Below are 24,317 nucleotides of genomic sequence, written 5' to 3' on the forward strand. Positions count from 1 at the left end.
GTTGTTTATTGTTTGATGAGTTTCACTTTTTCGTTGATTGATTTGCCATTAATATCGAGGTAGTAAACGCCCGTTTTATAATTACTCAGGTCAAGCTGAAGACTGTTTTTGCCTTTTACAAGGTTAACTTCAATTGTTTGGATCGTACGACCTGTATTGTCGATCACATTCAATTGTGCTGTTTCATCAGCAACAGCATTGATGGTAACAGTTGTTTTTTCTACAACCGGATTCGGGAACACATTTACATATACATTTTGCAATGCTCCGAAGCTTACATCAATAATATTGGTGTATTTCTTTGCTCCATTGTTTTCATTTGAATGTACACGGTAGTAAACCTTATTGGCCAGCTTGCCAGCGTTATAGTCAATGAAGTTGTACGTGAGATTTGTTGATGGTATGTTTTTAGCATCAACAGTTCCAATTTTTTCGAAAGTGATATTATCAAGACTGCGTTCAACAGTGTAAGAAATAACATCTACTTCATTATTCACTACCCACTCAAGTTTTGAATTATCAGCAACTGCTTTTCCGCTAAAGCTGAAAAGATCAAATGGAAGTGTTGATGAAGAAGACATAAAATAGAAACTGGAGAATGATGTAACATCAAACTGAATAGCATGTCCGTAAATTGATTGAACATATCTTCCCGTAACTGTTTGTCCTAATGCAGACGAAGCCATTGTTGTGCCGCAGGGATCATTGTTCTTGAAAACAGAGAGATCTGTAATGCTTGTAACATTACTTCCAGTTGTTGCAATCATATCAGCGAGCTCTTGAGCAGTTAAATATAATCTTACCGAAACAGGTGTTGCCGGAGGGTTGTTCTGTACATTAATAGTTACGTTACGGTTTAAATATTTATTGCCAAATCCTGTTCTTACCGGATTTCCTGTTCTGGTGAAGAAGGAAGTAGTAATGTTTCCAAGATCATTACTGTTGGCATCAATTTCTGCAATGATATTTCCATTAGGCCCTGTAATGGGCACCCATAAATTATTATTTCCATTTGCAGCATTAATCGTTACAGCGGTAGCGGTAACACATCCTGCACTGGTACTTGAGTCAATAGGAATACTTGTTGAAATGGTGCTTGGAAAAGGAGCTGTGCCGGTAGGGTTATAACCCAAAAATTCATACCGTATTACACAACCCAAACAATCAGCAACAACATCTGCTGGGTTGCCAACTGTAGCAGCAGATGCAGCCAGTGAACGATCCATTGCAAGGAAAATTTCTTTTCCATCAGGCGAAAATGCCATGTCTCTATAACGGTTATTACTTTGAAAATAAGTAGCAGTATCTGATTGCGGTGATGACAGCGTAGGAATTGTTTTTATCACTGCAGTTCCTGCATCGTTTAGTTTTAAACGAATCATTCTTCCCCATTTTAAACCTGCAGCAAGCAAAGTGTTTTTCCAACCGGGTATATAAGTGCTTGTGTAAAGTCCTAAACCAGACCAACCTTCTGAATGCCATCCGGCATTACCAGGTGTTGTAGGATTACTCCAAATAGATGAAACGGTTCCTGCTCCGGTTCCCGGATAGGCAGAGAATAATGGATCCTTATATGCGCCGTATAAAGTTGCACTCGCATTAATAGTGTTCATGTTTGTTGTTTCATTACCAACGGGTGGTGCGGTTGATGCAGCAGCAGCATCACCATCTGCTGTATATGAACCTCCTGTCCAACCAAAGGGAACACCAACAGAAATGCTTGTACTTAATCCTGGGGTTGTGGTGCCATTATAATTACCATCTGCTGCGTAACCTATTACCAAAGGATGACCATAATTCTTAAAACCTTCAATGATATTAATTTCATCATCACTGAATGGACCGTGTGATGATCCGTAAAGAATATTCAATTCAGGATTATAAGCAAATCCCTGGTTGTTTCTCATGCCAATATTCCAAACAGCACTCTTGCCAACAATCGGACTTACATTATTATATGGGTTGCTATCGGGAATCCATTTTTGATTACCGGTACCTGAACAGGAATCAGACAAAGCAAAGCGTAATATTTTTCCTTCATATGCATTCAGCACTTGCGCCTTCATTGGCCTAGTGATGTTAAGCGCTGGGAATTGTTGACCTGCTCCCATATCACCTGCTGCATAAAATAAATAATAGTCGCTGCCACCTTGTGTCATAGGTGTAATAATCATTCGTTGTGAATTATGATCCTGGCTGCCCGGAATGGTATCGCAAATTGAAACAGGTGATTCTAATTTGTTGGTTGAAGTATTGTAGAAGAACCGTACAATACGATTCACAAAAACTGCAGTTGATGGGTTGCTGTGCACATAAGAAATGTATACATAATTCTGTGGTGAACCGGCATCTAAAAATTTTGGATGCAATGCCATGCCTGCAAAACCACCTTGTGCGCCGGCCCCATTTGCAAACTGGCAGTTGAATGCCTGATCACTTGGTGATGAAAAGAACGTACTTCCTTGAGAAATATCCAAGACAACTTGTTTGGCACCTGTTACAGGATGAATTCTGTTGAGCTTATAACCTTTTGCTTCAGTAACCCATAAATAATTATCAGGGCCATAAGTTATTTCCCAAGGATCGGCTAATACGTTTGCAGCAGATAAAATGGTTTGCCTGTAAACTTCATTCATTTTACCGGCAGTAATGTTTGTGGTTGCAAGTGGTGCTGATACAAAAATACTTACGTTGTTAGCTACAGACCCCGAAGCAGGCGTGGTTGAATAAGCAGAAGATGAATATACTCGTATGAAGTATTGTGTCGATACAGATAATCCGCTGCTTATTGTCACTTCATTCTGTCCGCAAGCAATGCTGGTTAAACTTCCACACGTGCCTGAGTAAACTTGTATCATCGCTCCGTTTGCACTTAAGGTTGAACCTGCAGTGACTGTAATGATCGCAGAAGTTTGTGTGGAAGTAGTGGTGAATTTATACCAGATATCGTCATCAGGGGTACCCGTTGCACAGCCAACTGTAGTTCCGCTAGCAGTTGCATTTAATACAGTACCTGCTGAATTTGTTGTGCCAGGAGTGATTGTAAGAGCACCCGCACAATCGTCGTTCGAAGGCACTGCTGTATATGAAACGCAAATGCTGAAACCCCAATCGGTAGTTGTGCCACCAGTTGCAGTTCCGGTTGTGAAAACCCTGAAATAATATTGCGTTGATGGAGTAAGATTTGTTAGTGAAAGAGTTGACGTTCCACTTGCTGTTGTAGCAATGGAAGTTCCGGTGAAAACACCAGCAGCGCAAGTTGAAGCTGTGAACGCTTCAATAAATGTATTAGATGATGTAAGATTAGTTCCAAAACTCGAAGCAGCAATCTGAACATTTCTAATGTTGGCAGGAGTTGTAAATGTGTACCACACGTCTCTTGTTGTTCCTGCACCATTAGTTGGGCTTCCAGTAGTAGTAGCGTTCAGTAATGTTTGGGTAGTTACGGCCCCACAAGTTGTTACAGGTGTTATGTTAGTTGCGCTTGAGCAGAGATCATTGGCAAGTGGTGCAATATGTGTTACGCAAATATCAAAAGTGCCATTTGATGCAATCGCAGTGTTTCCTGATGAGTATACTCGTATATAATAAGGAGATCCGATTGTAAGAGAACTGCTCAGGCTCAAAGTAGTAGTTGTGCCTGAGTTACATGCAATAGAAGTTAAGCTTCCACAGCTTCCAGAGAATAATTCCAGCACTGTTCCGGAAGCACTCAGGTTACTCGCAATACTGCTTAATGAAATAGTTGTGCTGGACTGCACTGCAGTAAAACTGTACCACACGTCATCATCAGCCGTGCCGCCACAAGAAGGTGCTGCAACTCCAGAGCTTGTACTTGCAATTAAAGTCCCCGAAGTAACTGAGCAAGTGGTGCTTGATGTAAGTGAGGTGGCAGAAGAGCAATTGTCATTTGAAGGTGAAGGAATGGTGGTAATACACACTGTAAAGGTTCCTGCCTTTGATGCATTTCCAAAGCTGTATAATCTAAAAAAATAGGTTCCCCCTATTGTTAAACCACTTAATGTAGTAGTTTCAGCTGTGCCTCCAGTGGTATTGTTCACACATCCGTAAGATAGTAAGCCTCCGCAGCTGCCATCAAATGCTTCGAGAACGATATCTGTAATGGCGCTGCCTCCACCACCTGAAGGAGTTGCAGTGATGACATGAGTATTGCCTGTTGCTACGAATTTATACCAAACATCATCATCAGCATTTCCGGTACATGCTGCCTGAGACTCTGTGGCACTTGCAGATGTTCCACCAGTTGAAGTGGTGCAAGTGGTATTTGAATTGACTGTAAGTGAGGTTGCACCGGCACAATCATTATTAGCCGGCTGTGCATATGAAACAAATGAAATAGCACACAAGAACGAAATGAACAGGATACGTTTCATGATTTTACAAGGATTGATTGGATTGTGTAAAAGTAGGATAACTGTACCTACTCACCTATAGAAGTTTTCCTTTATTAATTGCGGAAAATACTGGAATAGAATTAAAACATAACAGAGGTAATGCTGTTGCGTAACAGGAATTGATGAAAATTATTTCAAAATAAAACGTAAAGATAATTTTGTTTAGTAGGCTTTAAAATTAATCGCTATTAAACATCCTGCATGCAAAGAAGTACGTACGTTACTTGAAAATAAACGCTAAATGAAAATCTGTATCATCGATCATGCAAAAAGAAATTACCCTTAGTGCTAACTAATTAAAATCTATTAGTTAACAATAAGGATGTAATGTATTTAGTAGATAAAAGCAGTGATAATACGTTAACGACGAGTGTTTTTTACTCTTGTTTACTTCTTTTTTAATGATACATTTGTAAAGGTTTTCCATTATCCTAAGTACCAATTGCTATGAAACTGTTTACGTACCCGAAATCAATTCGAGTTTTTATTTCGTTATTCCTTTTTATAACGATTCCATATATTTCATTTGCACAACCTGCAAATGATAATTGTAGTGCTCCATCTCCCATTTCTTCAACAATATCCTGTAGCTACACTACTTATAATATTCGCAGTGCAACTTCTAACTCAAGTTTCCCTGCAGGTGCGTGTGGAAGTGCCACCACTACCACCACATATGACATGTGGTTTACTTTTCAGGCACAGGCAACAAGCACAACAATAGCGTTTAATGCCAGCGGCTTTGGATCAGCCGTACCTGCTGCTTCAGTGTATGTTGAAGTATTGAGTGGAGCTGCATGTGCTGGTTTTACAAGTTTGTTATGTGGTAATGCATCAGCGGCAAGAACTGTAACCGGGTTAACTATTGGAGTGACCTATTATTTGCGAGTTTATACAGTTGCATCTCCCTCAGGGTCTGGAGGTGCTAATAAATGGGATTATGAAATGTGTTTAACACATCCTGCCCCGCCACCAGCTAATGATAATTGTGCATCTGCAGCATCACTTACCTCATATAATAATACATGTACAAGCAGTACTGCTGGTACTGTAGTTGGTGGAACAAGTTCAGGAGTTGCAGTACCTTCGTGCGGTGGCACAGCAGATGATGATGTATGGTATAGTTTTACTGCGGTGCAATCTATTACAACAATTTCATTGAGTAGCATTGGAACAAATCTCGCTGCTTCCGGAACTGTCGTAGAGTTGTTCTCCGGTACTTGTGGAAGTTTAACGTCACTTGGTTGTAATTTTAGTACAGCTTCAACATTGAGTTTAACCGCTTCGCTCACAATTGGTGTCACCTATTATATTCGTGTTTACTCAATGGGTAATACGGCGCTAACATCAACAGCTGGCTACAACATATGTGTCACACATGTTTCCCCCCCGGCCAATGATAATTGCGCAGGAGCAGTTAATCTTACTCCGGGTGTTTCATGTATAAATACAACAGGCACAGTTGTTGGCGCTACTAATTCCGGTATTGCGGCACCTTCTTGCGGAGGCGTTTCTGATGATGATGTATGGTATATGTTTACAGCAACAGTGGCACCTACTACTACTATTACACTCAGTAGTTTAGGAGGTAATTTGAGTGCTTCAGGAGCTTATCTTGAATTGTTTTCAGGAAGCTGTGGAAGTTTAACTTCAATCTTTTGCAGTACCAGTGGAAGCATATCAATGAGCTTAACAAGTGGTACTGTTTATTATGTAAGGGTTTATTCAGCAGGTTCATCTGCTATTACAAGCAATGGCACTTTTAATATTTGCGTAACCACACCAGCTGCTACTGTACCCGCTAACGTATCAACAGGAAAAAGTTTTATCAATATCACACGACCAAATGGTGGTACAATTATTCCGGGTGATGTATTGGAAATTAGGGTTTCAGTGAATGTGGCTAATAATGGATCGAACCGAATATTCAGGGCACGTTATAATGATACAATTCCTTCTAACTTAACATATGTTGCAGGATCATTGAAATTATTGACCAACGAAGGGAAACAATATGCTGCATATACAGATGCCTCAGGTGATGATTTTGCTATGTATGACGGCTCAAACAAAACTGTACGATTTAATCTTGGAAGAGACACAACAAATATGCCTACCAGTTCAGTAACTTCAACCGGGATTGATAGTGCAACCGGAGGATATTACAATTCCGGAACACACAGGCCACGTGGAAACGGAGTGCTTGTGATCGTAACATACCGTGTTACAGTTGATGCATCAATTACATACAACACCATTGTTAATTATGGTTCCGGAGCGGTTCGCTATCGTAACCAGTTATCATCAGTTGGTGCAGTTGATTATACCAATAATCCCAATAGTCTTTCTTTTATCATCTATCCCAACTATGGTTTATGTTCAAACGCAACAGGCGCAAATAATGTAAACGCAGGTAGTGGAGATTTTGGATCGGGAACAAGTCTTAACGGAGCTAATCCAGGAACTGTATCAGGATATAACTTTGTGCCATTGGCGGCAAGCAACCCGCAGGACGGTAACTTTTCCGTTATTAAAAATTTAAGTCCTAACCAATTGACGGATCCAACAGTTGCACGCCCAAATACAACATCTGGCAATCGTATTTTTGGTGTTTGGGATATTATTGGCGATCATACGGGTGCAGCAGATCCTTTAGCAGGTAACCCCGCACCTGCAAATGGTGTAAGCGGTGGTTATATGCTGGCAGTGAATGCAGCTTATCAATTAAGTATTGCCAATAATCAAAATATTACAGGGTTGTGTGAGGATACTTATTATGAATTCTCGGCATGGTTCAGAAATGTATGTAAACGTTGTGGTTCAGATAGTACAGGGACGGGTGCTTCAGGAACTACTGTAAGCGCAAGTTATATACCAACAGCTCCTGGCGATTCTTCAGGTGTAAAGCCAAATCTTACATTCCAGATAAATGGTATTGATTACTATAATACCGGAACCATGGATTATATCGGCACATGGGGTCAATGGGTGAAGAAGGGCTTCGTATTTAAAACAGGAGTTGGACAAACAGCCCTTACTATTTCTATAAAAAATAATGCACCGGGTGGCGGTGGTAATGATTGGGTAATGGATGATATTTCGTTTGCTACCTGTTTACCAACATTAACAATGCGCCCAACAAATTCACCTACTTATTGCAATAATAACCAGGTTGATATTTCAGTGGCAGTATCCACCTTCTTCGATAACTATAATTATTACCAGTGGGAGCGGAGTACTGATAATGGTACAACATGGATATCAGCTCCTGAAAGCCCTGCAGTTCAGAGTTTTGGGTTTACGAATTACAGTGGAGAATACAGGGATACGGCTGCACTGCCTTCGTTTATTGCCTCAAGCACTTACAATGGCTATAAATACCGTATTCGTGTGGGTACATCAAATACTAATCTCTCATCGGGTAGTTGCGCCTTGTATAATGATGTTGATATTATCACCATCAATGTGCAACCTTCCTGTGCAGTTTTGCCTGTTGAAATACTTCAATTCAATGTTCAATTGAAAGATGATCTTTCGTTGTTAACATGGAAAACGAAGCAGGAAATAAATCTTGTTGGTTACAGCATTGAACGAAGCACTGATGGTAAAAACTTTACTGCCATAGGAAAAGTTGCAGCAAAAGGAGCATTGGCAGACGAAGTGCAATACATGTTTACAGATATGACCCCTGTTTACGGAAAGGTTTATTATCGTCTACGTATGACGGCAACGGAAGGTGGCTCAAAATTCAGTAACGTACTTTTTGTTCAACCGGGGCAATTGAAGTCATTTGATGTAAGCAATATCGTTAACCCGATCAGTTCAAAATTATCTTTCCAGGTTACAACTTATCAGAGCGAACAAGTTGACTTGCAGTTAATGGATGGAGCCGGACGTTCGATACTTAACAGAAAACTCAGTATTAATAAAGGGAGCAATGCCATTATGCTTGATGTTCCATCGAATCTGCAGGCCGGCTCTTATTTATTAAGGATCGTTTCAAAAAATGCAGTTGTTAATAAAGTGATTCAAAAGAATTAATCATATTCTTGTACGAACTAGCCTTTACACTTTATCAGGAAGAATTTTCGGATGAACATCTTTCCATTTGGTAGCTATTAAAGCATTCAAAGGTTTACTAAACAAATCTTGTGTATGGTGTTTTATCAGGACAAAGCATTTGTCTGGATAGGCATCTACGTGTTTTTACGGTATTATTAGGAGGTTTTGCTATAGGTGGGGTAATATAAATCAACCATTTTTGTAATGGTTTACCATTATCCTAAGATCCAAATCACCATGAAACCGTCAAAGTACCCAAAGACTATTAGACTGATTATTTTATTCTGTTCACTTCTTTGCGTTCCTTTTGTTCAAACATTTGCGCAAAATGAATGTTCAACCGCAGTTACACTTACCTCTTCAACAGGCTGTAATAACACAAATATTAATCTAAGCAGTGCTACTGAAAGTACAGGCATTCCTTTAGGTTGCGCCGCAGCTGGAACGTACAACGATTTCTGGTATACATTTACTGCTGCTGCCACATCTCAAACAATTACATTAAGTAATATAGGTACAAGAATTACAGCTCCAAGAATTCAACTTTATAGCGGCACCTGCGGTGCATTAACGTCTGTAGCTTGTTCATCATCACCTCATACATCTTTAACACAAACTGGTTTAACTATTGGGGCAGTTTATTATGTAAGAATATCACAGTATGGTGCTTTTGGTGCAAGTGGAAATTATAAAGCAGATCTTTGTATAACTCACCCTGTAGCGCCACCAGCAAATGATGAGTGTGCAAACGCTACCTTATTAACTTCAGGAGTAAACTGCACTAATACTGCAGGTAATCTTTTTTATGCAACAGCCAGTGCCGGTGTTCCTGCGGTTTGCGGATCAGGCACTCTTTATGATGTATGGTATCGTTTCCAGGCAACATCAAGTACACATGCAGTTGCCCTTAGTAGTCTTGGAGGAGATCTTTCTGCCGCAAGCACTTTTATTCAGGTATTAAGCGGAACCTGTGGTACATATACATCGCTTGCTTGTGCAGCATCTACAAATCGTTTAAAAGTTAACGGTCTTACAGCTGGCACATTCTACTACATTAGGGTTTTTGTGAATACAAATCCTACGTTAATACCATCCACTGACTGGAATTTTAATATTTGTGTGCAAAATCCTCCAACCAATGATGATTGTTCCGGAGCAGTAAGTCTTAACGCTGCAAGTACAGCCACTTGCACAAATACAACCGGCAGCCTTGATATGGCAACCGTAAGCACGCCCACAGTTGGTTGTGCAACAGGTACAAACTATGATGTTTGGTATAGTTTTACAGCAACTGCACTCACCCATACGATTTCTCTTAGTAATCTTGGCAGTAGCATAACTGCACCACGTATTCAATTGTATAGTAGTACGTGTGGTGCATTGGTTTCTGTATCCTGTGCAAGCGGAAATTCATTAACGCAAGCAGGACTTGTTATTGGTACAAATTATTACGTCCGTATTTCAAATAATAATGCTGACCCTTCGGCAACTTCAGGTACAGGCACGGGTTTTAGTATTTGTGTAGTAAGTACAACTGCACCACTAAATGATAATTGTTCATCGCCAACATCTATAAGCAGTAGCACGACTTGTAATCCAATTTCCGGCACATTGTTTAATGCTACTTCTTCATCAACTGTGCAAATAACCAATACATGTGGCGCTAATCAGAATGCGGCAGATGTATGGTATAGTTTTGTGGCACAAACAGCCTATCCAAGCATCATTTTTAACAATGGGGGAATTCCTGTAGGCGGTGGGGGCAACAGAGCGGTGTTTCAATTATTATCTGCAAGTTCGCTTTGTACAAATGCCTATACATCATTAGTCTGTAACCTTTATAATAATACAGGCACCAATAATACCATCACCACAACAGGTTTAAATGGAGGTGCTGGGTTAACTATTGGTCAAACCTATTACATTCGTATTTTTTACAACCAAATTGCTACCCCTGCAAGTACATGGACTTTTTCTGTTTGTGTACAGGATCCGGCTCCTGCAACAATAACCTTAGAAACTTCTAAAAGCTATATTAACGTTACAAAAAATAATGGTGGAGGAAGTATTGATGTAGGTGATGTGTTAGAAATCCGTTCAACTTTATATTTAAGTTCCGGAGCAATTGATAGTTTATCATTTCAAGATACTTTAAAAGCAGGTGCCGGTCTTATCTATCAATCAGGCACTGTGGCACTGCGAACAAATGAAGGTAAAATCTATCCCCTAGGCTCATCGGCTTATACTGACGCAACAGGCGATGATGCAGGTCATGCAACAGGAACAGGTGCAGGTGCCGATGCTAATATCAGAATCTTTATGGGCGTCAGTCCTACTTCTGCAAGAGGCGGAACTGCTGTTGCAACAACCACTTTACCAAGAGGCAGTGGCAGGCATCTTGTAATGGCAACTTACCGAGTACAGGTAACTGGTGTTGAAGGAACACGTATCAATTTTGGAGGCGGTTCATTCAGATATAGAAATCAAACTACAGGATTATTTAGCGAAGTAGTTTTTCCAAGAGATAGTTTAATTGTTTATGCAAGCCCAACTGTTTGCCCGAATGCAATATCTGCAACAAATGTAATTGGAGATGAGTTCAACGGAACATTTGGAACAGCAACCGGTACAAACCAAACAAACAGAAATGCATCAGCAAATACCAGTTATACATTTGTGAATTTTAGTACAAATTCACCGGGAGATAACTTTTATGGTATAACTAATAATACTGCTGCTGCAGGAACTTCTGTAACAAATACCTTGGCTAAACCAAACGCAGCACGTGTATTTAACGTTTGGGATATCAGTGGAGACCATACGGGAGCAACAGACGAGAATAAAGGCAACCCTCCTTGTAACAGTTCGTTGCCTGTTAGTCCAACAAACCCGTGTGGTTATATGATGGTGGTGAATTCATCGTACCGAACAAATACAGCATTTCAATTTAACGTTGCCAATGCATGCCCGAATACTTATTACGAAGTTTCTGCTTGGTTTAAAAATGTTTGTTATAAATGCGGAGCTGATTTTGACGGTACAGGTTCCTTCTATGGTGGAGGAGATGGTATCTACGTTCCAACCGGAACAGGCGATTCATCTGGAGTAAAACCAAATATTGCCGTTAAAGTAAATAACCTCGATTATTATTCAACAGGAGATATTCAATACCAGGGTTTGGGTGGTACTCAAACAGGCTCTGATACGCTAAATAATTGGGTGAAACGTGCCTTTGTTTATAAAACAGATGCTACCACTACCAACTTTACTTTAACACTACGTAACAATGCGCCGGGTGCTGGTGGTAACGATTGGGCTATTGATGATATTTCATTTAAAACATGCTCCCCATCATTACAAATGACACCCAATGCAAGTCAGACTTTCTGTGAAAACGGACAGGTTGATATGCGTGTATTTGTTGAATCCTATTACAACATGTATCAATACTATGAGTGGGAAAGAAGTACGGACGGCGGTAATACATGGGGGCCAGCTCCAGATGTAACAGGTGCCCAAACATTCAGTTATACAAATGTTGGAAATGGTTACAGAGATACGGTTACTTATCCATCTTTACTTGCAACAACTTCTACGGCCGGTCATCGTTACAGAATAAGAGTAGCTACTACTGCAAGTGGCTTGTCTAACTCATGTGCTGTGTTTAATACCGATGAAACAATCGTTATTAACCTTGCAAGTTCTGGATGTGCCGTATTGCCGGCTGAGTTGCTTAAGTTCAACGTTGAATTAAATGGCAATAAGAGTGTACTTACATGGAAAACAAAAGATGAAAGTTTGAAGGGATATGAAGTTGAACGCAGCAATGATGGTGTACACTTCAGCTTCATTGGTTTTGTCAATGCAAAAGGAATCAATCGTAGTGAAACATCTTACATATTTAATGATCCTGTTGCTGTATCAGGGAAAGTCTACTATCGTTTGAAAATGGTAAGCTTTGCAACAGAGAGCAACAAATACAGCAATACACTTTCTGTTACAGTAAACCCACAACAAAAATTCGAGATCACGAATCTTGTAAATCCATTTATAAGTACGGTAAGTTTCCAATTGACAGCCTTCCGTAATGAAGAAGTTGAAGTACAGTTGACAGATGCGTTAGGTCACCCACTTGTAAGTAAGAAAATAACAGTGAACAAAGGTGCAAACGGAGTTTCATTCAATGTGCCGCAAACGCTTGCAAGAGGATCATATCTCTTGCGGGTAGTATCTCCATCAGGTTCAATTCACAGAATCATACAGAAACAATAATAGAAAAGCCTCGCAATTGCGAGGCTTTCTTCTTTAATATGATTTAGTTAGAAGTGCCTCTCTTTACTTCTGTCTGCTTGGGATCTCACACAGCCGCACCCCGGGATTTACTAGTCCTATAAGGCACAAGAAACCATGCTCTTTTAAAGCTTCATTCTTACTGCAGCCCTATGTTTATTTGTTTGCGATGGCAGTTGCACAATAGAAGTGCCTCTAACAGCTTCATCAAATAATTTCATCCTCCATCCGTCTTTCAAATTCAACTTCCACAGGTGCGATAGTCCGGTAACATAACCGTTACGGAATCCCTATTGGAAGAGTTATCTTTTGAATAGCTGTCAACAGAAAACCACTCAACTGTAACAAAAAATAAATCACACCATCTCGTTTCAGCATACTGTTTTCATTTGCTTAAAATAAGCATTTCTTCTTTACTTCCGTTTGGTGCGGCGGACGGCTCACACACTGGCTTTGAGATTTTATATTCTTCCAAGATCTGCTGCACCAGACCCCGGGGCCAACGGAAATATTTCTACGAATTAATTTAACATTGCAGCATATGGCAAATATCTGCATGCAGGGGCTGATATCATTAGGTTGTAGCAAGATTGTTTAAATTTCAACGTTTATTTAAAAATAACGAAGCACATAAAAATGAAATGGATAACAAGAGAAAGACCAAAGATTGACAGATTAGCTTGCCCGTGGTTAATTAAAAATTTCGTTGATGAAAAGGCGATCTTTATTTACGTGCCTGCCGATAAAGTAAAAGAAGAGGCAAAGAAGCAAAAAGCTATACCGTTTGATGTGCCGGATGTTGAGTTCTCTCATTATAATGATAAATGCACATTCGATTACATTCTTGAAAAGTATAAACTGGAAGATCCTGCTTTACACACGATGTCTGCAATTGTGAGAGGTGCTGACACCGACCGGCACGATCTTGCAAGCCAGGCAGCCGGGTTATGGGCTATTTCTGCTGGCCTGGCTTACAACATAAAAGACGATCATCAATTACTTGAAAAGGGTATGATGATCTATGATGCATTATACAGCTGGGCAAAACATTTGCAAAAAGAAAAACATACGCAAAACCCCGTTGACCATTTATTTATCGATGTATTCAACAAATTCATCAAACAGAAAGCAGCAAAAAAGAAAACACCTGAATGGGTAAAAGAATTAAAAGAAATTATACAGGACCAGATCGATACTAACTTAAGTTTAACCGATGTTTCTAAAAGTCTGGATATTCATCCGTCATATTTATCCCGTGAGTTTTCACGACACTTCGACAATCTTTCCTTTGGTGAATACATAAGAAAGTTGCGAATTGAAAAAGCAGTTGAGTTGATGGAAACAACCAGGTATAACCTTACGGAAATTGCTTATCTCACAGGCTTTTCTGATCAAAGCCATTTTACAAGGATATTCAAACAGCATTATGGGAAAAGTCCCTCTATATTTAAAAAAGAATTCCTGAAAAGTAAAATATATACAAAAGGTAAATAAACTTCAAGTTTACAAAAGAGAAGAAAGGTAGTTTGCAGCGTATGCAAACAATCAACAATCGGCCCCTTTACACATTAAGACAATTAGTTTTTTACTTTCTCAAACTTGGCAGCATTGGTTTTGGTGGACCTGTTGCATTGGTTGGTTATATGCACAGAGATTTGGTAGAGAATAACAAATGGGTATCAGAAGAGGAGTACAAACAAGGTTTGGCATTGGCACAATTAGCCCCCGGACCATTAGCAGCACAACTTGGCATTTATCTTGGCTTTGTTCATTATCGTGTTTTAGGAGCAACGTTGGCGGGGCTTGCATTTGTATTGCCTTCTTTTATCATGGTTGTTTTGCTGGGCATTGCTTATAAATTATATGGCGGCTTACCATGGATGCAGGCTGTTTTTTATGGAGTAGGTGCGGCTGTTATTGGCATTATAGTTATGAGTTCATACAAGCTAACAACAAAGTCTATTGGAAAATTTAATGCACAGTCGTTTAAAAGTAACTGGTTGCTGTGGTTGTTTTTTATCATGGCAGCCGTTGTAACAATTATCACACACAATGAAGAAGTATTGTTATTTGTGGGAGCAGGACTACTGTATATGTTTATCAAGGCTCCGCCAAAATGGATCAACAATAAAACAGCAAACAGTTTTTTTTTATTGCAAATTGGTTTCTGGAATTATGAATTAAATACATTGGGAAAGATCGCCGTCTTTTTCACAAAAGCAGGTGCATTTGTTTTTGGCAGTGGTCTTGCTATCGTTCCTTTTTTACATGCAGGGGTTGTAACGGAAAACAACTGGCTTACCGAACAACAGTTCATCGATGCTGTAGCTGTTGCAATGATCACTCCAGGCCCGGTGGTGATAACAGTTGGGTTTATTGGTTATTTAGTTGCAGGTTTTCCGGGTGCGGTTGTTGCTGTATTGGCAACTTTTTTACCGTGCTACTTGTTAACAATTCTGCCAGCTCCTTATTTCAAAAAGATAGCAGGAAATAAAAGTATTAAAGCCTTTGTTGATGGAATAACAGCAGCCGTTATTGGTGCATTGGCCGGAGCGGTTATTGTAATTGCCACAAGGAGCATTGTTAATTACATAACATTTGCTATTGCTGCAGCAACAGTATTTACTTTAATTTACATTAAGAAATTGCAGGAGCCGTTCATTATATTAATTGCGGCTTTGCTTGGTATTATTATCAAATTGGTTATATGAACAGAAAATCATTTTTAAAAGGTTCCGTACTTACTTCCGGTTCCATTATACTCGCCTGTGCAAACGGTGTATATTAACTAGTCCTTGCTTTTGTGCTATTTAAGTTAAAGTGCTTCAACCATTTTATGAAACTCAGAAACTTTCACTTTGTAATACTTGCACAAGGCAGATAAACTGCTAACAGATAAATTAGCCTTTGCAGTTTCTATCCTTCCAATATGAATATTGGTATCGTTATAAACGTCCTTCTGGGTAAGACCTTTCTCTTCTCTTTGTTGTTTTGCAACTAAAGCAATTCGCTGTAAAAGTTTAGTATCTCTGATCTGCCCCATTTATAGCTAAGGTGGATGTAAACAATTTTTTGTACAATGACGAATATGTCATTAACTTAATACTCTATCAATGCTTTTGTTTTATAAAGCAGGCGGCAGAGGGTAGGCATGCTCATTCATCGCTTATTTCATGGTAGAAACTAACAGTTCTCTGATATCAACTTTCAAAAATTTGGAAATAGCATAAAGTGTTTCAATGGAAGGCTGCACCTCATTGGTGCACCAACGTGAAACCGTCGATTCAGTTTTGTCCAAGTGAGCTGCTAAGTCCTTGCTGCTTTTATTCTTTTCAGCAAGCGCCGATTTAATTCTGTTCAGGTTAAGTTTTGCCACGGGGTTGATTTATAGGCTTGTAATGTTAATGATGGTAAATCTAATAAATTGAAAATTGCCTTTAGATCTAAGATAATTGTATTTTAATGCGTATTTATTTGCAAATAGTGATATATAATTGTATTATTGTGCAAATAAGTTGCTGTTATGAAGCATGTAAAAAAAATACGCATACTAGGTAAAAAGAAATTAAAAATACAGGCAAGGCATTTTTCACGGGCTTATTATACGTCAGTTGTGTTTCCTGAAATACGGCTTTGCGGCAAATGGTTAACGCATGCAGGTTTTACTGCTGGTGAGTTTGTAACCATTCATTATCAAAAAAATAAGATCATCATCACACAGCTGTAAATATAAAAATGCATCAACTCTAAATACTATGCAATGAACTTTAACGAAGAACAATGGATCAAACTCGTTTTCCTCCTTGCCGATACACAAACATGGATCGATGAAATGAACAAAGAACTGTTCACCAGTCTTCCCGTCACCAATCAGAAAAAATACCTCCGTAAAACCTATTATCTCACACCCGCAGCATTGGCCCACATCATTGAGCGGCATTATTATAAAATCAACCGTCATCCGGCAACAGGTAAGTTTCACATACCAATACACTGCATCCTCCAGCTCATCAGGGATGCTGCTGATAGTCCAACCACACCCGTTAGTGGCAGCCTCAATCAGCAACGCACCCTCTGCAGCAACAGCAACATCGGCTTCAATAAAAACGGCCACCCCGAAAACAAAATAACCATCATCACATGTCCCGGCGGCAAGATCATCACCGCCTTCCCCGGCACACTCGAAAACCATGCACCCAGCAATTCCCTCGTTCCTCGGGAAGACAGCCCTAATGAACTGCATAACATGCCCCACGCATAAGCCATCATCCTTCGCTCATCCTTCGCTGCTTAAGGCACGATACTCCCACCTTACTCCCTATATAGAGCCTATATAGAGCGTATGAGGCGTATAAATCCGACAGTGCGGTTATAGAGCTTCGAGCCACTAAAAACCTGAATAACCCAATACATTCGATGTCCCGAAGTCGCTTTCAAAAGGATCCTGTCTTTTACGGGTGGGTATCGCCAGCGGGTTCTGTTCAAAAGATCATTCAGAAACAATAATAGAAAAGCCTCGCAATTTGCGAGGCTTTCTTTTTTATGTGTTTCAAATACTTATTTAGTAATGGGTTTAAGCGATCACATCACTTGTGCATCATCACTTACTTCGGTATTTGTTTCAACTGTTGTATTTGTTTCTTCGGGTTTGTGATGCTTGAAAAAACGTTTCTGAAAAACCAGAATCGTAATAACACCAGTAGAGATTGAAGCATCAGCAATGTTAAAAATGGCCTGGAAGAATGTAAACGGTTTGCCACCCCAGATCGGAACCCAGCTTGGCATCATCTTATTTTCAATGATGGGGAAGTATAACATATCTACTACATGACCATGAAGAAAAGATGAATATCCTTTGCCTGTTGCTTTTGCTAATCCATCATAACCAAAATAACTATCAGTTGCAGCGTTATAGATCATGCCTTTATCGAAAATAATTCCGTAGAACAAACTGTCGATTAGGTTGCCAAGCGCACCAGCATAGATTAACGCAGCACAAATAATAAAACCTCTGTGGTATTTTTCTTTTACGATTTTCACGAGATACCAGGTGCCAAAAATTACAGCACCTAAACGGAAAAGAGTAAGTGCCATTTTCGCCCATTCACTATTGCCCAGTTTCCAACCATAAGCCATGCCCGCATTTTCAATAAAATACAAACGGAACCAACGACCAAGAATAAACTTTTCATCCTGGTACTCCATGGTTGTTTTGATCCAGATCTTTAAACCCTGGTCAGCAAACAGAATAATGAGAATAATAAATATTACGTAACGAAGTTTCACGAATTCTAAAATTTAGTGGACAAAGATAGGGAGTTGAGGGTAAGCAGTTGAGCCATTAACTTATTCTTCAAAATACACCCTTTTCACCCGTTGACTAATACCCGTCATCAGCTCATATGCAATGGTTTGGCTTTGTTTTGCAACCTCTACAACAGAAAGAGTTGGTCCAAATACAATCACTTCATCTCCTTCACGCACATCAGCAATACCGGTAATATCCAGCATGGTCATATCCATGCAAATAGTGCCAATCACGGGTGCAGGCTTGCCGTTTACCAGCATGTAGCCTTTGCCGTTGCTGAGGTTGCGTGGATATCCATCAGCATAACCAATACGGACAGTCGCAATTGTGGAAGGCTGTGTAATAACACCTCTCCGGTTATATCCAACAGTATCGCCGGGTTGCAGCTGTTTAATCTGTGCGATAGTTGTTTTCAATTGCAATGCTTCTTCTAATTGCAGTTTGCCTTTTGCAGAACTAACGCCGTACATGCCAATGCCCAACCTCACCATATCGTATTGCAGTTGCGGATGACGAATAGTGCCGTGTGAATTATCTAAATGCCGTATGAATGTATAATCGAGTACTGATTGCAAAAATGCACAAGCCTCTTCAAAACGGTTTGCCTGTTCTAATGTAAATTCATCTTCAGCAGGGTCTTCACTTGCTGCAAGATGACTGAAGACCGATTGAATGGTAAAACTGTTTTTCTTCAACACATCAGCAAGTGCAGGTAATTCGGGCTGCATAAAACCTAACCGATGCATACCTGTATCAATTTTTAAATGCACCGGGTAACTGCTGATCCCTTCTTTTTCAAGAAATGACTCAAATGCATGAAGAATAGAAAAAGAAAATAATTCAGGTTCAAGATTATGATCGATCAATGCATCAAACGTAACCGGTTCAGGATTCATGACCATGATGGGCAATGTAATGCCTGCTTTACGTAAGGCCACACCTTCATCAGTAAATGCAACAGCAAGGTAATCTGCTTTCATGAACTGTAAGAGATTCGCAATTTCATAGCTACCACTGCCATACGAAAATGCTTTCACCATCGCCATGATCTTTGTAGTTGGCTTTAGCAATTGCTGATGAGCCCTGATATTTCTTACGATAGCACTTAAGTTGATCTCTAAAACTGTTTGATGTGTTTTCTGTTCCAGCAATTGGGCAATACGATCCAGCTCAAACACACGTGCTCCTTTAATTAGGATCGTTTCATTTTGAAAACCAAGTGCAGGTAACTGTTCAGCAAGTTCTGCAGTTGATGAAAAACTTTGCACTTCAATATCTCTTGCGACAAGTGTGGCAAGCAATTGTTTTGTTTTTTCACCAACAGTGATCAGTCGGTTAATATTGTGGTGTTGCAGCAATGCTGCAATTGATGGATAAGTTTCACCTTCCTGTTCTTCTGTTAATTGAAAATCGGAAAGAATAATGCTTCGTTTTGTATGTTGCCCTTGTTGCTGCAACATATTTAATGCAATGGTAAGCGAACTCAAATCGGCACTATAACTGTCGTTAATGATGGTTGTATTGTGCAAACCACTTTTCAATTCAAGCCTTAAGCTAACTGCACGAAGTTGATGGAATTTTTCTTTTATGTCTGCAAAAGGAACATGCAGGTAAAGACAAACAGTTAAACAAGTGATTGCGTTTTCAACCGATGCATCATCAGTAAAAGGAATGCTGATGCTATCGTTTAATGATTCATTGGTAAAATGAATGGTTGTTTCAGCTAGTTGTTTTGTGATACTGTTGAGCACAACGCTATTGCTTTTTCCCTCTCCCCAGCTGAAAACATGATCTTGCTGAAACGTAAGTGGTTTTAATTTTTCAGGTGAACAGATAACGGCTTTTGTGCGTGCGAATAGTTTTTGTTTTTCAACAAGCTTCTCCTGTGCATCTGCAAAACCATCTGCATGTGCTTCACCGATATTGGTAAGTATGCCAATAGTTGGTTGAATGACCTGCTCCAATGTATCCATTTCACCTTGTTGTGAAATCCCTGCTTCAAAAATTGCTAGTGTATGTTGGGGTTGCAATTGCCATATACTTAAAGGAACACCGACCTGTGAGTTATAACTCTTAGGACTGCGAATGATATTGTAACGATCACTCAACAATTGATAAAGCCATTCTTTTACAATTGTTTTGCCGTTGCTTCCTGTTATTCCAATGACGGGTATAGAAAACTGTTGACGATGATAAGCTGCTAATTGCTGTAATGCTTTTAATGTATCCGGAACCAGCAATACATTCGCACCGGGTAATGCTTTTATATCAACCTGTTGCTGAACAATAAAATGACGAACACCTTTGTTGTAGGTTTCAATGATGTAATCATGTCCATCTCTTCGTGCAGTTTTTAATGCAAAGAAGAAAGCAGTTGTTGGATGAATGATACGCCTGCTATCGATCAGTAAATGCTCAACATAACCTGTCGTATCTGCTTTTTGCAAATAAGAAGCCTGCAGAATTGCTGCAATACGGTCAATGTTGTAATGCGACATATGAACAAAGATGAAATCTAATCTTTCAAATCAGGTGGTGCATTTTTTTTCTTGTGATACATGGAGTAAAGAATAGAACCGCCAATACAAGCGACAATAACAACCAACGAGATGATCACCTGCGAAGGTTTGTCAACTACTGTGCCGATCAATTCTTCTCCCAACATTTTCAAACCAATAAACACAAGTACAATGGCGATGCCCTGTTGCAGGAAATCAAATTTACTGACCGCACCTCTTAACAGGAAGAAAAGCGAACGTAATCCCAACACTGCAAATACATTTGACGTATAAATTACCAGTGAAGCGTGCTCGCTCTTGCGGTCAACAATACCCATTACAGCTGGGATAGAATCCAATGCAAAAACAATATCAGTTGTTGCAAGCATCACCACTACCACAAACAAAGCAGTATAAACAGGTTTGCCATCTTGCTTTACCACATACTTGCCATCTCCATCATCCATCGTGATGGGCAAAAACCTTTTAAGGAAGAGATATACTTTGCTTTCTCTTGGATCATATTCTTCTTCCTGGTTAGTGGTGAACATTTTGAAACCGGTGTAAACGAGAAATACGCCGAAGATGTAAAGTATCCAGTGAAAACGATTTACCAGCTCGACGCCAAGCGTAATAAAAATAACACGGAACACAATAGCCATCAATACACCAACCAACAATACTCGTGGTATAAAAGGCTCTCTTACTTTAAAGAAGCTGAAGATAAGAACAAACACAAAAATATTATCGATACTCAAACTCCACTCCATGAGGTAGGCACTTACATATTCTAATGCTGCCTGTTTTCCATCTTCGTACCACATAAAGATGCCGAAACCAAGACCGAGTATTACCCAGAAAACAGTTTGCTTTAACGCTTGTTTCGTTGTAAGGTGTGCCGATTTTTTACTCAGCAATCCAAGATCGAATACAATCGCAAGAATCAGTACAATGCCAAATACGAGATAAGTAACTTGTGTGGAGGTCATTATTATTAATTCAAAAATTAAAATTGATTAAGCTTTTTTACTGTAAGTCCGTTTGCGCCATTGCATGTAACCAAAACCAATCAGCAACACAAGGAAAACCGGCACTGCAATACTGATGAGCTGCCATTGCAACCGTTGCTCACTCACTTTTTGCGGGTTCAGTAAACGCAATGGTACATCTTTATTACGCAATGCAACAATACCTGCATTGCCTGTCATATATTCTAATGTGTTTTGTAAGAACGTTTTATTGGCAAAGCTGCGTTCCTGCACACGGCTGTAACCCATTGGAAAAGGTTCTTGCTTTGTAAAACTGTTCAACACCACATCGCCATCGCCAATCACCAATTGTTGTGTTGGCTCATCTGTTTTTGTTTTGAAAGAGCCATATTCTTTTGTAAAAAACTGGCGCATTTCAGCAGATGCACGGTTGCCGTAAAAGCTGTTGAATTGTCCTTCGAGTAAAACTGCAACGGGTAGATTCTTTTTATTATAGAGCTTGATGTCTTGTATTGTTTGTAATTCCTGCAAGCTGATAATGGCAGGTGTACTTACAAACTTTGCATTTTCGCTTGAAGTAAGCAGAATGTTTTTTGTAATGCCTTCTGCTTTAACTGTGTCAAGTGTATTTGTAAACAGGCTTAATACAGGTTCAAGATTTTTTGTGATGGGGTGATTACCTGTTGCGTTGAGCAAAGGATAATAATTGAACGGCACATCGGTTAACTGGGGCTGCCCACCTGCGCTACCTACTACCAGTTTGCTGAGATCACATTGCTGATCTTGTAAAAGATCTCGGTTGATGCGAACACCATATTTAAACAACAGATCATCAAGATTCAATCCACGATCATAAGCAAGGGTTTGTGCAACAATTGCAAGACTGTCTTTTTCTGCATGAAGCATATCCAGGAACCACAACACTTTGCCGCCCTGCATTATGTACTGATCGATTTTCATCTTGGTTGAATCAGCAAACCCAATAGATGGTTTTACGATCATCAAAGCTGAAAATTCTTTTGGAATAACATTGGTCTTATTCGGATCAACAATGTTGAAAGCATAATCTGCATCCAGAGTTTGTACAAGATCGAACGTTTCTGGTCCCATTGGTTGACCGTTTCCGGTTAGGTAGCCAATGAGTGGTTTTTGCTTGCGTTGAATTTTTTCAATGGCATCTGCAAACTTAAATTCAAGTAATGCTTCTGCATTGCTGATGCTTTTTGCTTCATCAGTAACCAAGCTGCCGGTGAGTGGATCACGGCTGTATTCTGTTTTTCCACTCAGCAGATCAACTGAAACAACCTTATTACCTTTCTTAACTAATGCTGACGGGTAGATGACACGTTGAGTTGTGGCATCTTCTTTTTCCTGAACTTCTAATGTATAAGGTAAAATGCCGAGGCTCTTTAATGAGTCGCTCATCATTTGCTGTACTACCTCTTCACGGAAATTTGGTTTCGTCTGATTAAGACTGTCAACATTCACCCCATTCATCCGCAGTTCGTTGATCACTTCGCTAAACATAAACTCCTTTGCTTCATCGGTAAACATTTCATCAACCGATTTATAATTGATCTGCAAACGGCTGCCGCTGTATTCTCTCATTTCACTCAACAGATCATTTGTGCTGTTGCGGAGTTTTCGGAACGATGAACGGAAATCGCCTTTCAGAAAAACATCAACTGTAATAGTTGTATCAATATTTTTTAAAAGAGCTTTTGTTTGTGGAGATAGTGAATAACGCTCTTCACTTGTAAGATCCCAACGTAAACGAAGTGAAGTAGATAGTACATTGATGAGCACTAATGCCGCCAGCAATAAGAACCAGCCGTATTTCGTGGAAAAGATTTTCTTCATGGGTGCTTAATTTTTCCGGCCGATGCGTTGGATGGTGATGAATAAAGTAAAGAAAGTGATGCTTAAAAAATAAATCACATCACGACTATCGATCACGCCTTTCGATAAACTGCGGTAATGAAATTCCATGCCCAGCATTTCAACAATGTAGTCGAAACCAGTTCCAACTAGTTTACTTAAAGCTGTAAAGCCGCTATATAACACAAAGCAAAAAAAAGCACTCAACAAAAAAGCGACAACAGGATTGTTAGTGAAACTGCTGCAACAAATACCAATAGCGGTAAAGGCAGAGCATAAAAACAAAATACCAGCATATGAACCAATGATACCACCTAGGTCAAGTGAAGTTCCATCGGCACTCATGGCATTGATGGTGATGAGATAAGTAAGTGTTGGAAGCAATGCAATTAACACTACCAGCAATGATGCAATGTATTTCCCAAGAACTATTTGGCGGGTGGTTAACGGACGTGTAAACAAAATTTCCATTGTGCCTGCTCTCCATTCATCGGGGAAGAGGCGCATGGTAACTGCGGGGATCAACAACAATAAGATGTAAGGAGAAAGGTTGAAGAAGTTTTCCAGTGTGGCATAGCCGTAATCAAGAATGTTGAAACTGGAAAATACAAACAGGAACAACCCGTTCAGCAAAAGAAAAAGAATGATGGTGATGTATCCCGTAAGATTGCTGAAAAACTGACGGAATTCTTTTTTGCAAATGGCCCACATAGAGCAGCAAAAATAAAGGAATAAACAGCTCGTGCCGAATCCTGTTTCAAAAGGCGCAGCAGTTGTAGTTCCAGAACGCACACTTGTAAAATTATTATTGAATCCCTTCTAAAATTGCTGCGTTTTTACAATATGAACTATTATCTTAAAAGTCTCCTTTGAAAGG

The 24,317-nt window shown here is 39.7% G+C and carries 14 protein-coding genes; 6 read left to right on the top strand and 8 right to left on the bottom strand.

Annotated features, from left to right (window positions below):
* Window positions 1–5: 5 nt before the first annotated feature.
* The gene (locus tag WG954_RS08230; protein WP_340435382.1) at window positions 6–4,394 is read right to left on the bottom strand and encodes a PQQ-dependent sugar dehydrogenase; all 4,389 of its coding nucleotides are present in this window, start codon (window positions 4,392–4,394) and stop codon (window positions 6–8) included.
* A 468-nt stretch (window positions 4,395–4,862) separates the two neighbouring features.
* Between WG954_RS08230 and WG954_RS08235 the strand changes: the two genes are divergently transcribed.
* The 4 genes from WG954_RS08235 to WG954_RS08250 all read left to right on the top strand — a co-directional run bounded on the left by WG954_RS08235 (window position 4,863) and on the right by WG954_RS08250 (window position 15,478).
* Window positions 4,863–8,456, top strand: coding sequence for a T9SS type A sorting domain-containing protein (locus WG954_RS08235; protein ID WP_340435384.1), 3,594 nt, complete (start codon window positions 4,863–4,865; stop codon window positions 8,454–8,456).
* Window positions 8,457–8,714: 258 nt separating this feature from the next.
* A complete protein-coding gene (locus WG954_RS08240) occupies window positions 8,715–12,749 on the top strand; it encodes a hypothetical protein (RefSeq protein ID WP_340435386.1) in 4,035 nt (1,344 codons plus the stop codon).
* Between the two features lie 654 nt (window positions 12,750–13,403).
* Window positions 13,404–14,261: a chromate resistance protein ChrB domain-containing protein gene (locus tag WG954_RS08245; RefSeq protein WP_340435388.1), complete on the top strand. Its 858-nt coding sequence runs from the start codon at window positions 13,404–13,406 to the stop codon at window positions 14,259–14,261.
* A gap of 41 nt (window positions 14,262–14,302) precedes the next feature.
* Window positions 14,303–15,478: a chromate transporter gene (locus WG954_RS08250; RefSeq protein WP_340435390.1), complete on the top strand. Its 1,176-nt coding sequence runs from the start codon at window positions 14,303–14,305 to the stop codon at window positions 15,476–15,478.
* A 104-nt stretch (window positions 15,479–15,582) separates the two neighbouring features.
* Here the strand turns inward: WG954_RS08250 and WG954_RS08255 are convergent, their stop codons facing one another.
* Window positions 15,583–15,810, bottom strand: coding sequence for a helix-turn-helix domain-containing protein (locus tag WG954_RS08255; protein WP_340435392.1), 228 nt, complete (start codon window positions 15,808–15,810; stop codon window positions 15,583–15,585).
* Between the two features lie 123 nt (window positions 15,811–15,933).
* Window positions 15,934–16,143, bottom strand: a complete 210-nt coding sequence (locus tag WG954_RS08260) for a helix-turn-helix transcriptional regulator (protein WP_340435394.1) — start codon at window positions 16,141–16,143, stop codon at window positions 15,934–15,936.
* A 147-nt stretch (window positions 16,144–16,290) separates the two neighbouring features.
* On the opposite strand from WG954_RS08260, the gene WG954_RS08265 reads away from it, so the two are divergent.
* Window positions 16,291–16,494, top strand: coding sequence for a SymE family type I addiction module toxin (locus tag WG954_RS08265; protein ID WP_340435396.1), 204 nt, complete (start codon window positions 16,291–16,293; stop codon window positions 16,492–16,494).
* A gap of 33 nt (window positions 16,495–16,527) precedes the next feature.
* Window positions 16,528–17,028 (top strand): hypothetical protein, encoded by a 501-nt coding sequence (locus WG954_RS08270; RefSeq protein WP_340435398.1) that lies wholly within the window; start codon window positions 16,528–16,530, stop codon window positions 17,026–17,028.
* A gap of 320 nt (window positions 17,029–17,348) precedes the next feature.
* Here WG954_RS08270 and WG954_RS08275 read toward each other — a convergent pair whose 3' ends face one another.
* The 5 genes from WG954_RS08275 to gldF are packed head-to-tail and all read right to left on the bottom strand — an operon-like array spanning window position 17,349 to window position 24,232.
* On the bottom strand, window positions 17,349–18,053 hold the full coding sequence (locus WG954_RS08275; RefSeq protein WP_340435400.1) for a lipoprotein signal peptidase: 705 nt from the start codon (window positions 18,051–18,053) through the stop codon (window positions 17,349–17,351).
* 60 nt (window positions 18,054–18,113) lie between these two features.
* Window positions 18,114–20,573 carry a bifunctional UDP-N-acetylmuramoyl-tripeptide:D-alanyl-D-alanine ligase/alanine racemase gene (locus WG954_RS08280; protein ID WP_340435402.1) on the bottom strand — a complete coding sequence of 820 codons (2,460 nt, stop codon included), beginning with the start codon at window positions 20,571–20,573 and terminating at the stop codon, window positions 18,114–18,116.
* 17 nt (window positions 20,574–20,590) lie between these two features.
* The gene (locus WG954_RS08285) at window positions 20,591–21,562 is read right to left on the bottom strand and encodes a TerC/Alx family metal homeostasis membrane protein (protein ID WP_340435404.1); all 972 of its coding nucleotides are present in this window, start codon (window positions 21,560–21,562) and stop codon (window positions 20,591–20,593) included.
* A 27-nt stretch (window positions 21,563–21,589) separates the two neighbouring features.
* Complete coding sequence (gene gldG, locus WG954_RS08290) at window positions 21,590–23,422, bottom strand: gliding motility-associated ABC transporter substrate-binding protein GldG (RefSeq protein WP_340435406.1); 1,833 nt, start codon at window positions 23,420–23,422, stop codon at window positions 21,590–21,592.
* A 6-nt stretch (window positions 23,423–23,428) separates the two neighbouring features.
* A complete protein-coding gene (gldF, locus tag WG954_RS08295) occupies window positions 23,429–24,232 on the bottom strand; it encodes a gliding motility-associated ABC transporter permease subunit GldF (protein ID WP_340435408.1) in 804 nt (267 codons plus the stop codon).
* Window positions 24,233–24,317 lie beyond the last annotated feature (85 nt).

Source organism: Lacibacter sp. H375, assembly GCF_037892425.1.
Lineage (GTDB): Bacteria > Bacteroidota > Bacteroidia > Chitinophagales > Chitinophagaceae > Lacibacter.